Raw genomic sequence first — 14,029 nt, 5'->3', positions numbered from 1 at the left:
ACGATCGACCGTGCCATGAGCGCAACACTGATCGCCAAGGGCCTGTCCGCCGGGCATGGTGACCGGCAACTCTTCGCCGACCTCGACCTGATCGTGGCGCCCGGGGACGTGATCGGCCTGGTGGGCGCGAACGGTGCCGGCAAGTCCACTCTGCTGCGGCTGCTGGCCGGGGGTGCGACGCCCCAGGACGGGACGGTCACCCGCAACCCGCCCACCGCCACCGTCGGCCTGCTGCCGCAGGAGCCGCAACGGCGGGCGGGCGAGTCCATACGCGATTTCCTGTCCCGGCGCACCGGGGTGGCCGCCGCCCAGCGGGCGATGGACACGGCGGCGCGGGCGCTGGCCGAGGGCCGGCCCGGCAGCGACGACGCCTACGCCACCGCGCTGGAACGCTGGCTCGATCTGGGCGGCGCGGATCTGGACGAGCGGGCCGGGCAGGTGGCGGACGAGCTCGGCCTGGCCGTGGCGCTGGACGAGCCGATGACCGCGCTCTCCGGTGGCCAGGCCGCCCGGGCACAGCTGGCCTCGCTGCTGCTGAGCCGCTATGACGTGGTGCTGCTCGACGAGCCGACCAACGATCTGGACCTGGCCGGATTGCAGCGGCTGGAGCGGTTCGTGACCGGGCTGCGTACCGGCGTGGTGCTGGTCTCCCACGACCGGGAGTTTCTCACCCGTACGGTTACCGCAGTGCTCGAACTGGACCTGGCCCAGCAGCAGGTCAACCACTACGGCGGCGGGTTCACGGGGTACCTGCAGGAGCGGGAGGTAACCCGCCGGCAGGCCCGGGCGGCGTACGAGGAGTACGCACAGACCCGGTCGCAGCTGCAGGACCGGGCACGGACGCAGCGGGCCTGGATGGACAAGGGGGTCCGCAACGCCCGACGCAAGGCCAGCGACAACGACAAGTTCATCCCCAACTTCCGGGCCGAGACCGCGGAGAAGCAGGCGGCGAAGGCGCGGCAGACCGAGCGGATGATCGAGCGGCTGGAGGTGGTCGAGGAGCCGCGCAAGGAGTGGGAGCTGCGGATGGAGATCGCCGCCGCCCCGCGCGCCGGTGCGGTGGTCGCGGCACTGCGCCGAGCCGTGGTACGCCGTGGCGGGTTCAGCCTCGGCCCGGTCGACCTGCAGATCGACTGGGCGGACCGGGTCGCGATCACCGGCCCGAACGGTTCCGGCAAGTCGACCCTGCTGGCCGCGCTGCTCGGCCGGCTGCCGCTGGTCTCCGGTGAGTCGTGGCTCGGTCCGGGCGTGGTGGTCGGCGAGGTGGATCAGGCTCGCCAGCTGTTCCTGCGCGACGAACCGGTGCTGGACGCGTTCCGGGCGGCGGCGCGACTCGAACCGGCACCGGCCCGCACCCTGCTGGCCAAGTTCGGGCTACGGTCCGACCACGTACTGCGTCGCGCCGCGACCCTGTCCCCAGGTGAGCGGACCCGGGCCGCGCTCGCTCTGCTGCAGGCCCGAGGGGTCAACCTGCTGGTGCTCGACGAGCCGACCAACCATCTCGACCTGCCCGCGATCGAGCAGCTGGAATCGGCGCTCGCCGCCTTCGCCGGCACCTTGCTGCTGGTCACCCACGACCGCCGGATGCTGGAATCGGTGCGGCTCACCCGCCGGCTCACGCTCGACCGCCGTCCCGGCGGTGACGCCGTCACCTCGCTGCGGGATCTCTCCCTGGGCTAGCCGCGGAACCCGGCGAGGTGCCGGCCGGCCGGGCGCTGCCGTCCGGTTCCCCGCCCAGCTGGTGTTCCGGCTGGTAGATGTCCGGGATGCCGTCGCCGTCGCGGTCCCGTCGTTCCTCGGCGGAGATCCGCCGGTAGACCTTGTTGCGCCGGACGAGGATAACCGCGGCGAACACGGCTGCGGTGAGCGACCCGATCAGCACCGCGGCCTTGACGTGCGCGTCCCGGTCGCTGCCGGCACCGAACGCAAGCTCGCCGATGAGCAACGAGACGGTGAAGCCGATGCCGGCCAGCAGGGACACCCCGAGCAGGTCGATCCACTTGAGTCCGCCGAGATCCGCCCGGGTGAACTTGGTCATCAGGGCGGTGGCGCCGAGGATGCCGATGGTCTTGCCCAGCACCAGGCCGGCGATGACACCGAGCGCGACCGGGTCGGACAGCACCGCGCCGATGCCGCCGTCGCGCAGCGAGACGCCCGCGGCGAAGAACGCGAAGACCGGTACGGCGAAGCCTGCGGACACCGGCCGCCAGCGGTGCTCGTACTGTTCTGCCATGCCGTGCTGCTCGCCTGGGCGGGCCAGCACCGGGACCATGAAGCCGAGCAGCACACCGGCGATGGTGGCGTGTACGCCGGAGGCGTGCATCAGCCCCCAGCAGAGCGCGGCCAGCGGGATGAGCAGCCACCACCAGTTCTTGCGAACGCGCAGCAGCAGCCCGAAGGCCAGCAGCGGCAGCAGCGATCCGAGCAGTGGCAGCAGGCTGACCTGCTCGGTGTAGAAGAAGGCGATGATGGTGATGGCGAGCAGGTCGTCGACCACGGCCAGGGTGAGCAGGAAGGCCCGTAGCCCCTGCGGCAGGTGCGAGCCGATGACCGCCAGCACGGCCAGGGCGAAGGCGATGTCGGTGGCGGTCGGAATCGCCCAACCCCGCAACGCGCTGTCACCGGTGTTGAGGTTGATCAGTACGTAGATGAGGGCCGGCATGGCCATGCCGCCGATCGCGGCGATCACCGGCAGCGCGGCGCGGCGCGGGCTACGCAGCTCACCGGCGACGAACTCGCGCTTGAGTTCCAGACCGACCACGAAGAAGAAGATCGCCAGCAACCCGTCGGCGGCCCAGTGCGACAGGTCGATATCGAGGTGGAGGGCTTCGCCACCCGACCATGGCACGAACTCTCCCACTGCCGTGTAGGCGTCGCCCCATGGCGAGTTCGCCCAGATCAGCGCGATGACGGCGCCGAGGAGCAGCAACCCGCCACCGACGGTCTCCGTACGGAGCACGTCGCCGATGAACTTGGCCTCGGTCCAGGAGGAGAGCTGGAAGGCGCGGCGGGACTCGGGTGCCTTGGTGGGGGTCGGGTCGGCCATATATCTACTCCACCTTCCGCAGCTCCGGGTAACCGCTGCACCCGACGCGGACCGCGGGTTCGGACGCGCCGTTAGTGATCACACTATCCGTTCCGCCACCGTCACTTAAGGTCTGCACAGACAACGGCCGGGTGGTCTGCGTCTCGGCACCGGTGCGTGGGCGACGACCCGGCGGCCGCGACGCCGCACTCTCGATTGTTCCAAGACCACGTCTCTGCCGCCAGCCGGAGATTTCCCTGTCTCGCCAGGTCAGGGTGCCATGGCGGCCAGCTCGTGATCGTTGGTCGGCGGCCGGGGCGCCAGCTCCCTCGGGCCGGCCCGTAGCCAGAGCTCAAGTTGGACGAGCGCGAAGATCTCACCGGAGTGGTCGATTCCTGCCTGGTGCTCGGCCAGCAGCTTGCGGACGGCAGCCGGGCGGAACAGCCCACGGCCGGCGCAGGTCCGGTCGGTGAGCAGGTCCCAGGCGAGGTCACGCAGTTCGTGGCGCAGCCAGGCGGCGATCGGGGGCCGGCGCGCCGAAGGCGCCGCCGACCAGTCGGTCCGCACCGGTAACCAGCCGGCCGCCAACTGGCGGGCCAAGGACCGACGCCGGTAGGGCACCTTCCAGCCGGCCGGTAGCCCGGCCGCCCGATCGAGCAGCTGGTGGTCCAGCAGCGGGCAGTTCAGCCGCAGTCCGTGGCCGACGCCGGTGGCACGCAACCGGGTCAGCGTCTCACCGGGCAGGTAGCCGCGCGTGTCGGCGTCGATCATCCGGGCCAGGTCGCCACGGGCGGTCGAGGCGGCGTACGCCTCGTCGGCCAGTCGGCTGCTGTCCATGCCGGCGAGTTCCTCGCACAGGTCATCGGTGTAGAGAGCGGCCTTCTGCGACTCGCTGCACTGGCCGACGATCCGGGCGTAGCGCCGCCGCGGTGGACAGCCGGCGACCTCCAACAACCGGCCCATCCGGCGCAGCGGCGTGCCCGACGTGCTCTGCCCGACCAGCGCGGCGCCGATCCGGTGCAGCACGGGCAGCCCGGTGGCCCGCTGCGGCCAACGGTTGAGCCAGCCGAGCAGGAGGTGGTGCGGGTAGCCGCCGTACACGACGGCACCGCCGGCCCCGCAGAAACCATCGGCGAGCCGGATCCCGGCGTGCCGGGCCACCAGGTACGCCGGGATCGCCGCCGGATCGCTGAACGGTTCGTCGAAACACCGGGCGAGGTCCGCCAGTACGGCTGGGTCGATGCCCGCGACCGTGTGTTCCGCGTGCTCCGCGCCGAGGTACCGGGCGACGTCCCGGGCCGGTTGCCGCTGATCGAGCCGTGGATCGGTGAATCCGATGGTGCAGGTCCGTACCGGGGCCGTACTCACCTGCGCGACCGCGGCGGCGACCAGCGACGAGCCGAGTCCGCCGGAGAGCAGCACCTGGGGCGGACCGGCGGCGGCCAGCCGCGTCCGGGTCACCTCGGTGAGCCGTTGGCGTAGTTCCTCGGCGGCCTGGCCGATGCTCGGCGCAGGTTCCCGCCGACGGACGTCGAGTCGCCAGTACGTACGGGTGGTGGCGCGTTCTCCGGTCCAGACGAGCAGCGTCCCGGGGGCCAGTTTTCCCACACCGGCGACGATCGACCAGGGCGCGGGCACGTAGCGGTAGGTCAGGTAGTGGTGCAGCGCCACCGGATCGAGCTCCGGTGTGCACTGATGTTCGGCGAGCAGCGCCCACAGTTGCGAGGCGAAGCTGAGTCGACCGCCGGCCAGCCGCCAGTAGACGGTGTGCTCACCGGTGCGGTCCCGGGCCAGCAGCAGCTTTCCGCGTGCACCGTCCCACACCGCCAGGGCGAAGGCGCCGTGCAGGTGGTTGACCATCTCCTCGCCGTAGCGCCGGTAGCGGCCGAGCAGGTCCGGCTGCTCGGTGGTGCAGACCGCCACGGTGTCGCCGTCGATGCCCCGCTGGTGCCAGCCCGCTGCCGGGCTGCCGTCGCGGCAGACGGCCAGAGTCGCCCCGGAGCCCTGGTACCGCTCGGTGTGCGCCATGCCGGGCGGTAGGCAGGCAGCGGCCATCGGGCCTGTGGAATCCACATCGGAGCTACTTGCACCGATAATACCGACTATTGCTGACATATCACCAAAATATCTGCAGACTTCGAGCCGCGCTTGCAGGTCGTCCGATTCCCGCTCCACGGAGCGGATCGTGCAGCTAAGCGGCCGAGGCGCCTGGCCGCACGCCGTCCTACCGTTTTCACCCTACGCAACTCTTATTTACGTGATTCTCCGGATAGATTACTAATGTCTGGTTAGGCTGGGCTGCAGAACGACCGAGGTCATGAGGTGGATGACGATGACCGGACGACCGGACGACCAGGAACGATCCGCGACACAGCCGAGCTGGACCGCAGAGACGGCCACCGGGCACGCTCGCGAATCGACAGGATTGCCGGAGCATTCCCAGGACCCGTACTACCAGTACGCGGACCGGGGCTGGTCCGGCCCGGATCGGCAGGAGTGGCCGACCAGCCAGGAAACATGGCCGGCCCACGGCCAGTGGAGTGCCGACCAGGAGCGGTGGAGCACCGGCCAGGAACTCCCAGCCGGACCGGCCGGCGGTGACGTCGCCGGCGTCGATCCCGCGACGCCCGGCGAACCGGGTGCTGGCGGACAGCACCGCCGGTCGCGGGGGGCACCCCGCCCACGCCGCCGGCTACGCCGCATCGCGCTGTTCGGCATTGCCGGGCTGGTGGTGGCGGCACTGGCCACGGCAGTCGGAGCGGCCGCCATCAGTCACTACTACCTGGGCGAGATCGAACGGATCCCGGACCCGTTCGCCGCCATCCCGGCGGAGCAGCGTCCGTCGCCGACGCCGCAAGGCTCGACGATCCTGCTGGCCGGCGTCGACAGCCAGGCGCCGGGCGCCACCGGTGCGGACTCCAGCAGCACGCCGCACGGGCGCACCGATTCACTGATGGTCGTCCGGATCACCGCGGACCGCAAGCGGGCGTACGTGGTCTCCATCCCGCGTGACTCGTGGGTGCCGATTCCTGGGCACGAAAATTTCAAGATCAACGCCGCGTACGCCTACGGCGGGGCGAGCCTGGCCGTACAGACCGTAGAGAACGTCACCGGCCTGCGGATCGACCACGTCGCGCTGATCGACCTCGCCGGCCTGCGGGACCTGACCGACGCGGTCGGCGGTGTGACGGTGGACATTCCCGCCGGCACGCCCAACCCGGGCCAGCGCACCAGCTGGCCGAGCGGGCCGCAACGGCTCGACGGTGAGCAGGCCGTGCAGTACGTCCGCCAGCGGCACGGACTTCCCGAGGGTGACTTCGACCGGATGCGCCGGCATCAGAACTACCTGCGCGCGTTGCTGACCGAGACCCTCGACCGGGACACCCTGACCAGCCCTCGCCAGCTCGGAGCACTGCTGGAGGCGGTCACCCGGACGGTGACCGTGGACGAGGGTCTGACCAACGACAAACTCCGGCAGCTCGCCTTCGACCTGCACACCATCCGCAACAACGTGCAGTTCGTGACCGCTCCGGTGGCGGACACCGGCTACGTCGGCGATCAGTGGGTGATGTGGCTGGACACCGAGCGCGGGGTCGACTTCTGGAACGCGATCCGCGACGACTCCCTGGAGCAGTACCGCGAGCGGTACGGAATCGAACAGCTCGACAGCGTCGTCCGCTGACCTGCACGACGATGCCGGTTGCGGTTGGGTGATGAACTCCGCACCGGTCATACCGCAACAGAACTCACACTGAGGTTTCATCAATCCAAGAGAGGCAAAACTGTGCGCATCCGTAAGATCATGGCCGTTGTCGGCGTCGCGGCCGCCGCGGTCGCGATGACCGCCGTACCGGCCGCCGCCCAGTCCGACACCACGACGACCTTCGACGTGGACGCCGGCACCCTCGACATCACCGCGCCGGCGACGGCCGATCTCGGCAACGGAGACGCCGGCACGACGATCAGCGGCCAACTCGGAGCGGTGACCGTCGACGACACCCGGGCGGCGGCCGACGCCTCCTGGACCGCCGAGGTGGTGGCGACCAACTTCATTACCGACGACGGCGGCGATGCCAGCGAGATCGTGACTCCGGGCAACATCGACTACTGGTCGGGCGCGGCCACGGCGACGTCGGGTAACGGCACCTTCACCCCGGGACAGCCGACGTCCGGCGACGCGGAGCCGCTGGACACCACGACGCCGGTCACCGCGTTCACCCACACCGGCGGTACCGGGAACAACTCCGCCAGCTGGAACCCCACCTTGGAGGTGAACGTCCCGCTGGCGAACGTCGCCGGCACCTACACCGGGACGGTGACCCATTCGTTCGCCTGACCAGCGCCGGCAGTGGGTGCGGCGCGCCGTCGTCCTGTGCTGTGCCGCCGCTCTGGGCCTGACCGCGCAGACCGGCGGCACCGCGCAGACCGCCACGTCGCCGGCCGCCGACGGCGGGATCGGCATCCAACTGCTGGAGGCACCGGTACAGCGGCGGGCGGATCCGCGCGCGCACCGGTACATCGTTGACCACGTGCCGCCCGGCACCGGCATCCGGCGGCAGGTCCTGGTGGTCAACAACTCGGACCGGCCGCGTCTGGTCCGGGTCTACGCCGGTGCGGCGACGATCGAGCGGGGAAGGTTCCGCTTCGGCGGCACCGGCACCAGCAACGAGCTCACCTCGTGGACCACGATCGACCAGCCGAGATTGGCACTGCCGCCGGACGGACAAACGCGGGTGTCGGTGGCCATCGATGTGCCGGCGACCGCCGCCGAAGGCGAGCGGTACGCCGTCGTCTGGGCGGCGATCAGTTCACAGGACCCGGTCCCGGACAAGACCGAGGGCTCCCACGGCGGTCGCGCAGGCGACGAGACCGGCCCCCGACCGAGCCCCGACGGCAACGTGCACCAGATCCACCGGGTCGGGGTGCGGGTCTACCTGGACGTCGGCATGGGAGGCGAGCCCCGGTCGGACTTCGTCATCAACGAGCTGGTACCCGCCCGCGACGACGCCGGCGTACCGTCGGTGGCCGTGTCGGTCCGCAACACCGGCGGCCGGGCGATCGACCTGGAAGGGGAGCTGGAGCTGTCCGAAGGTCCGGCCGGCAGCCGGGCCGGACCGTTCGAGGTGGTCCAAGGCGCTACGCTGCTGCCGGGCGAGACCGGATCGGTGCTGGTCGAGCTGCCCGCCGACCTGCCGGACGGCCCGTGGACCGCGACCGTGCGGCTGCGCAGCGGCCTGGTCAGTCGTACCACCACCGGCAAGCTCACCTTCCCCGAGCCCGGGCGGACCGGTGTGCCCGCCTCGGTGCTGTCCGGGATGCTGACCACGCCGACGCTGGTCGGCGGCTCGCTCGCGGTCGGGTTGCTGGTTCTCGGCGGGCTGGCCATCACCGCCCGACGCCAGCGGTCGACGGGCCGCCGCTGACCCGGTAGGTGTCGTCATCGGGATGCCGGTTCGACCACCAACGGGCCAGCGCCGCGCACACGATCAGCTGAATCTGGTGGAAGATCATCAGCGGCAGGACGACCAACCCGAGCAGCTGCGGGTCGAACAGCACAGCCGCCATCGGTAGCCCGGTGGCCAGGCTCTTCTTCGCGCCGCAGAAGACCGTCGTCGCCCGGTCGGCGTGGCCGAACCCGAGCAGCCGGCTGGTGCCGAGCAGCACCGCCATGACGACCGCCAACAGCGTGCCCACCACCGCCGCGAGCAGCAGCAGCTGGCCGGCTGAGATCTGCTGCCAGACGCCGGCGACGATTCCGGCGCTGAACGCGGTGTAGACCACCAGCAGGACCGAACCCCGGTCGACCAGTGTGGTCGCTTTCCTGTGCCGGGTGAGCCAGCCGGCGGTCCAGCGCCGGGACAACTGCCCGGCGACGAACGGCAACAGCAGTTGGCCGACGATCGCGCCGATCGAGCCGGCGGTCAGCCGCAACCCGCCGGTGTCCGTCATCAGCAGCACCGCCAACAACGGGGTCGCCACGACGCCGGCGAGATTGGAAAACGACGCGCCGAACACGGCCGCCGGCACGTTGCCCCGCGCCATCGAGGTGAACGCGATCGACGACTGAACGGTCGAGGGCACCACGCAGAGGAACAGCACCCCCTGGTAGAGCTCGGCGGCCAGCAGCTGTGGACTGAGCAACCCGACCAGGAGACCGAGCACCGGGAACAGGCCGAACGTGGTGCCGAGCACCACCGCGTGCAGGCGCCAGTGTCGGGCACCGGCCAGCGCCGCGGCCGGGGCGATCCGGGCGCCGTGCAGGAAGAACAGCAACGCGATCCCAGCGCTGGCAAGGGCGCCGGCGACCGAGGCGGCACCGTCCCGTACCGGCAGCAGAGCGGCCAGAGCCACCGTGCCGAGCAGCAGCACGATGAACGGGTCGGGAATCAGCCAGCGTGGCCAGCGCATCAGCAGGGGCTCCGGTCCGAGGTCGGGCGGTGGCGGTCACGTCATTCTGGGTGGTCACCCGGTGAGCGGGAAAGCCGATCGCCACACTCACTGTCATCACGTATTGCGATAGCATCGATCTGTGTACGAGCCATCCCACCTGCGCAGCTTTCTGGCGGTCAGCCAGGCGCTGAGTTTCACCCGGGCCGCCGAACGGCTCGATCTGCGGCAGTCAACGGTGAGCCAGCACGTACGCCGGCTGGAGGAGGCGGTGGGCCGCCCGCTGCTGCTGCGTGACACCCATACCGTGGAGCTGACGGTCGACGGCGAAGCCATGGTCAGCTTCGCCCGGGACATTCTCGATGCACACGACCGGGCCCGGCGGCATTTCCGGGCCGACGTGGTCCGGGGCAAGCTACGCCTGGGCGTGTCGGAAGATCTGATCGCCACCCACCTACCCGAGGTGCTGCACACCTTCCGGCGGCGCAACCCGCTTGTCGACGTGGAACTGACGGTGGCATTGAGCGGAACGCTGCATCAACTGCTGGACGCCCGAGCACTCGACCTGGTCTTCGCCAAACGACTGGCCGGCCAGTCGCGCGGCAGGCTGATCTGGCGCGACCGCCTGGTGTGGCTCGGCGCGGCCGGGCAGCCGCCGCCGTGGCAGGGGACGGGCGAGCCGGTCCCGCTGGTGGTCTACCCGCCGCCAAGCATCTCCCGCGCTCAGGCGCTCGCCGCGCTGTCCAGCGCCGGGCTGCCGTGGCGGATCGCGTGCACCAGCGGCAGCCTCGGTGGGCTGGTCGCGGCCGCCCGGGCCGGGCTCGGGCTGCTACCCCACTCCGCCCAGCTCGTCCCGGCCGGACTGAGCCGGGTCGGTTCGGCGCGACTGCCGTCGCTGGGCGAGGTCGAGTTCATCCTGCTGTCCCGGCCGGACGCCGGTGCCGGTCTCGTCGCCGCGCTCGGCGACGCGATCGCGGCCGCTGGGCACCACGGCACCACTGCCACTGCGGTCCGGCGTACGGCAGGTTGACAGGATCACGTCGGCGCAAGCACTGCAACGACTTTCAGATACCGAGTCTGGCCGTCTGCACGCCGTGCGGTCAGCAGGTGGTCACGACACCAGCCAGCACCGAAACACGGTGTTCACATTCCGGCGTTCGATTGTTAGGCTCACCATACTGAAACATCTTGCTGGTTTTGCAAGGAATTTCAGTGCTCCGGGTCCGTCCCCCGGAACCGCCCAGCATTGGAGAGCACGCATGACCGTACGCAGACCGTTGGCTGCCACGTCGGCGGCCGCCGTTGGCATCCTCCTCGCCCTCACCCTGCCGGGGACAGTCCCGGCCGCGGCGACCTCGACCACCACCACCGTCGATGGTGGCGTCGACGATGGTGGCGTCGACGTCACCGCCGTCACCAGCAACGGCGACGCGATCGTCCACCTGTTCCAGTGGCGTTGGGCGTCCATCGCCGACGAATGCGAGACCACCCTCGGCCCGCACGGCTGGGGCGGGGTGCAGGTCTCCCCGCCCCAGGAACACGTCGTGCTGCCCAGCGCCGAGGGCGCGGCGTACCCCTGGTGGCAGGACTACCAGCCGGTGTCGTACCGAATCGGCCAGACCCGGCGCGGCACCCGCGCCGACTTCGTCGACATGGTGCAGCGCTGCCGGGACCAGGGCGTCAAGATCTACGTCGACATGGTGCTCAACCACATGAGCGGCTCCGGTTCGGCCGGCAGCGGCCCGGGCAGCGCCGGCACGATCTACGGCAAGTACGACTACCCCAACCTGTTCGACGACGGTTCCGGCGACAGCTACGGGTACGCCGACTTCGGCCCCTGCTATCGGGAGATCGCCAACTGGGGCGACAAGGCCGAGGTGCAGAACTGCGAACTGCTGCAACTGGCCGACCTGAACACCGCCGACCCCGAGGTACGCCGCAAGATCGCCAAGTACATGAACTCGGTGATCGAACTCGGCGTCGCCGGGTTCCGCGTCGATGCGGCCAAGCACGTCCAAGAGGCCCACCTGGCGGACATCATCTCCCGACTGCACGACGTGCCCGGGTTCGGCGGCAAGCCCGACCTGTTCCACGAGGTGTACGGCGACAGCACCATCCCGTACACGGCGTACGCGCCGTACGGCGGGGTCACCAACTTCGACTACCAGCGGGCGGTGTCCGCGGCCTTCCGCGACGGTGACATCGCCCCGCTGGCCGGCATGCCCGATCACGGGGGCCTGACCGGCGCCCAGGCGGTCGTCTTCATCGACAACCATGACACCCAGCGGGCCACCCCGACCTTGACCTACAAAGACGGCGACCGCTACTACCTGGCCGACGCGTTCATGCTCGCCCACCCGTACGGCACCCCACAGCTGATGTCCAGCTACGCGTTCGGCTCGGTGGTGGCGCAGGGTCCGCCCAGCACCGGGGACGGCACCACACTGCCCACCGACTGCGCCAGTGCCGCATGGATCTGCGAGCATCGCGACGAGCAGGTCGCCGGGATGGTGAGTTTCCGCAACGCCACCGACGGCAACGGCATCAGCGGCGTGGTCACCGACGGCAGCGGCCGGCTCGGCTTCGCCCGGGGCGACCGGGGATACGCCGCGTTCAACGCCACCGGCAGTGCCTGGAGCCGCAGCTTCAGCACGAGCCTGCCCGACGGTGTCTACTGCGACGTCGCCCAGGGCACCTTCGACCAGGCGACCGACGCGTGCACCGGCGGGGTGATCACTGTCGCCGGCGGTGGCTTCACGGCCACCATCCCGGCCAACCGAGGGCTGGCACTGCACGTCGAGGCGGTGACCGACTGCGCCGCTCCGACCGGGTGCGGCCCGGTCGACCCACCGCCGGCCGGCAACACCACCTTCACCGCGACCGTGCAGACCAACCCGGGCCAGGAGGTACGGGTGGTGGGTTCACGCCCCGAACTCGGCTCCTGGGACCCGGCGGCCGGGGTGTCGCTGGGCACCGACTCGGCCAGCTACCCGGCTTGGACCGGATCGGTCGACGTACCGGCCGGCGGGTCGTTCGAGTGGAAACTGGTCAAGGTCGACGCGGGCGGCACGGTCGAGTGGGAAAACGGCGCGAACCGCACCGGCACCGGCGGCGGAGCGTTCGCCGTGACCTGGGGTCAACCCGGCTCCGGCGATGGCGGGCAACCCGGCGACGTCGCCGTTTCGTTCCACGTCGAGGCGACCACCTGGTACGGCCAGAACGTCTTCGTCGTCGGCTCGGTGCCGGCGCTGGGCTCGTGGGATCCGGCCGGGGCGGTCGCCCTGTCCGCCACCGACTACCCGATCTGGAAGGGCACCATAGAGCTGTCCGTCGGCGAGCGCTTCGAGTACAAGTTCCTCAAGAAGGCCCCGGACGGCACGGTGACCTGGGAGGCCGGCGGCAACCGCAGCTACACGCCCACCGCCGCGGTCACTCTTCAGGACCGCTGGTGGTAACGCCACGCCGGTGTCGGGATCGGCCAAGTCCCGGTCGCGACACCAGCACTTTGACGTACAGTGACAGATTAGGCACTTCAGGTATCGGATACCTCGACATCCTGGAGTACCAGGCAAACACCTTGCTACCCGCGTATGACGCAACCAAAGCTGATAACCTCAGATTGGGCGGCTGCACCGAACACGCACGCCTGCTGATCGGGAGAGGTTATCTGTGCGACTGGGGCCACGGGTAGCGACTATTGTTGTCAACTACCGACACCACAACGACACTGTTCGTTGTCTGAATTCGTTACAGGCAAGCACCGATGTTGATCAACAGTTGATCGTCGTCGACAACACCGAACCGGAGTTCGCCAGAGCCGATCTCGCCGACCTCCTGGATCCAGCCGTCCGAACAATCTCAGCCGGCGGCAACATCGGCTTTGCCGCCGGCTGCAACCTGGGCATCAACGCGGCGCTCACCACACATGCGGAGTTCGTCTGGCTCGTCAACCCGGACGCGGTGGTCGACCCGAGCACTTTGAGTCACCTCCTCGCCACAGCCGACGAACATCCCGACGCTGGCGTCATCGGCTGCCGCATCCTTGACGACGGCAAGCCACCCCGGATCCTGTTCAACGGCGGCGTAATCGAGGGCAAAGGGTCCACTTTGCACGCTGACGCAGGCAAGTTCGACCACGACGTCGCGGACAGCTCGGTACGCGAGGTCGATTACGTCACCGGCGCATGCCTACTCGTACGCCGGCACGTCATCCGTCAAATCGGCCTCATTCCCGAAGAGTATTTTCTCTACTATGAGGAAACCGACTTCTGTCTACACGCACAGCGGGCCGGCTGGCGGACCATAATGGCGCCACACACCCGAATCTGGCATTACAAGCGATCGACCGGCAAATTGCCGACCCCTTACTACATCTATTACATGTGCCGGAACCGAGTGCATTTCAGCCAGCGCTTCTTTTCTGCGGCTTTCGACGAAATCGAGGCAGAACTAAGCCCGTTCATAGAGGGCTGGGGTCGGCGGATCGCAATTCACGCGCCACACCTGACCGGCAGCTTCGAAAAGCTCGTCCAAATCGCCCTGGCCGACGGTCGCGATGGCCGTCTGGGTCGACGCGACGACATCAGTGACTTCACATTCATCTAACCGACTGACAGC

At 69.6% G+C, this 14,029-nt stretch carries 10 protein-coding genes; 7 read left to right on the top strand and 3 right to left on the bottom strand.

All coding sequences use genetic code 11. The features are described from left to right. The first annotated feature begins 15 nt into the window (after positions 1-15). A complete protein-coding gene (locus tag ACN27F_RS21360) occupies positions 16-1,680 on the top strand; it encodes an ABC-F family ATP-binding cassette domain-containing protein (protein ID WP_421436125.1) in 1,665 nt (554 codons plus the stop codon). On the opposite strand, the gene nhaA is transcribed toward ACN27F_RS21360, so the two are convergent. Beyond that, positions 1,649-3,046, bottom strand: a complete 1,398-nt coding sequence (gene nhaA, locus ACN27F_RS21355; RefSeq protein ID WP_421436122.1) for a Na+/H+ antiporter NhaA — start codon at positions 3,044-3,046, stop codon at positions 1,649-1,651. The genes ACN27F_RS21360 and nhaA overlap by 32 nt on opposite strands. A 249-nt stretch (positions 3,047-3,295) precedes the next feature. Next, entirely contained in the window at positions 3,296-5,080 is a 1,785-nt protein-coding gene (locus ACN27F_RS21350; RefSeq protein WP_421436119.1) for an asparagine synthetase B family protein, read from the bottom strand. Positions 5,081-5,357: 277 nt separating this feature from the next. Between ACN27F_RS21350 and ACN27F_RS21345 the strand changes: the two genes are divergently transcribed. From ACN27F_RS21345 to ACN27F_RS21335, 3 genes are all read left to right on the top strand, one after another. Continuing rightward, entirely contained in the window at positions 5,358-6,707 is a 1,350-nt protein-coding gene (locus tag ACN27F_RS21345) for an LCP family protein (RefSeq protein WP_421436116.1), read from the top strand. A gap of 102 nt (positions 6,708-6,809) precedes the next feature. Further along, positions 6,810-7,361 carry a hypothetical protein gene (locus ACN27F_RS21340; protein ID WP_421436114.1) on the top strand — a complete coding sequence of 184 codons (552 nt, stop codon included), beginning with the start codon at positions 6,810-6,812 and terminating at the stop codon, positions 7,359-7,361. 16 nt (positions 7,362-7,377) lie between these two features. Then, the gene (locus tag ACN27F_RS21335; protein ID WP_421436112.1) at positions 7,378-8,448 is read left to right on the top strand and encodes a hypothetical protein; all 1,071 of its coding nucleotides are present in this window, start codon (positions 7,378-7,380) and stop codon (positions 8,446-8,448) included. Here ACN27F_RS21335 and ACN27F_RS21330 read toward each other — a convergent pair. Beyond that, positions 8,411-9,433 (bottom strand): bile acid:sodium symporter family protein, encoded by a 1,023-nt coding sequence (locus ACN27F_RS21330; RefSeq protein WP_421436110.1) that lies wholly within the window; start codon positions 9,431-9,433, stop codon positions 8,411-8,413. The two genes, ACN27F_RS21335 and ACN27F_RS21330, sit on opposite strands and share 38 nt — an antisense overlap. Positions 9,434-9,554: 121 nt before the next feature. On the opposite strand from ACN27F_RS21330, the gene ACN27F_RS21325 reads away from it, so the two are divergent. From ACN27F_RS21325 to ACN27F_RS21315, 3 genes are all read left to right on the top strand, one after another. After that, positions 9,555-10,442 (top strand): LysR family transcriptional regulator, encoded by an 888-nt coding sequence (locus ACN27F_RS21325; RefSeq protein ID WP_421436108.1) that lies wholly within the window; start codon positions 9,555-9,557, stop codon positions 10,440-10,442. 229 nt (positions 10,443-10,671) lie between these two features. Continuing rightward, the gene (locus ACN27F_RS21320; protein WP_421436106.1) at positions 10,672-12,867 is read left to right on the top strand and encodes a carbohydrate-binding module family 20 domain-containing protein; all 2,196 of its coding nucleotides are present in this window, start codon (positions 10,672-10,674) and stop codon (positions 12,865-12,867) included. 214 nt (positions 12,868-13,081) lie between these two features. Next, complete coding sequence (locus tag ACN27F_RS21315; RefSeq protein WP_421436105.1) at positions 13,082-14,017, top strand: glycosyltransferase family 2 protein; 936 nt, start codon at positions 13,082-13,084, stop codon at positions 14,015-14,017. The last annotated feature ends 12 nt before the right edge of the window (positions 14,018-14,029 follow it).

Origin of the sequence: Solwaraspora sp. WMMB335 (genome assembly GCF_049179075.1) — a bacterium.
In the GTDB taxonomy this organism is placed as follows: Bacteria; Actinomycetota; Actinomycetes; order Mycobacteriales; family Micromonosporaceae; genus Micromonospora_E.
Note: the sequence above shows the minus strand (reverse complement) of the source record. Positions and strands in the feature narration are given on the sequence as shown.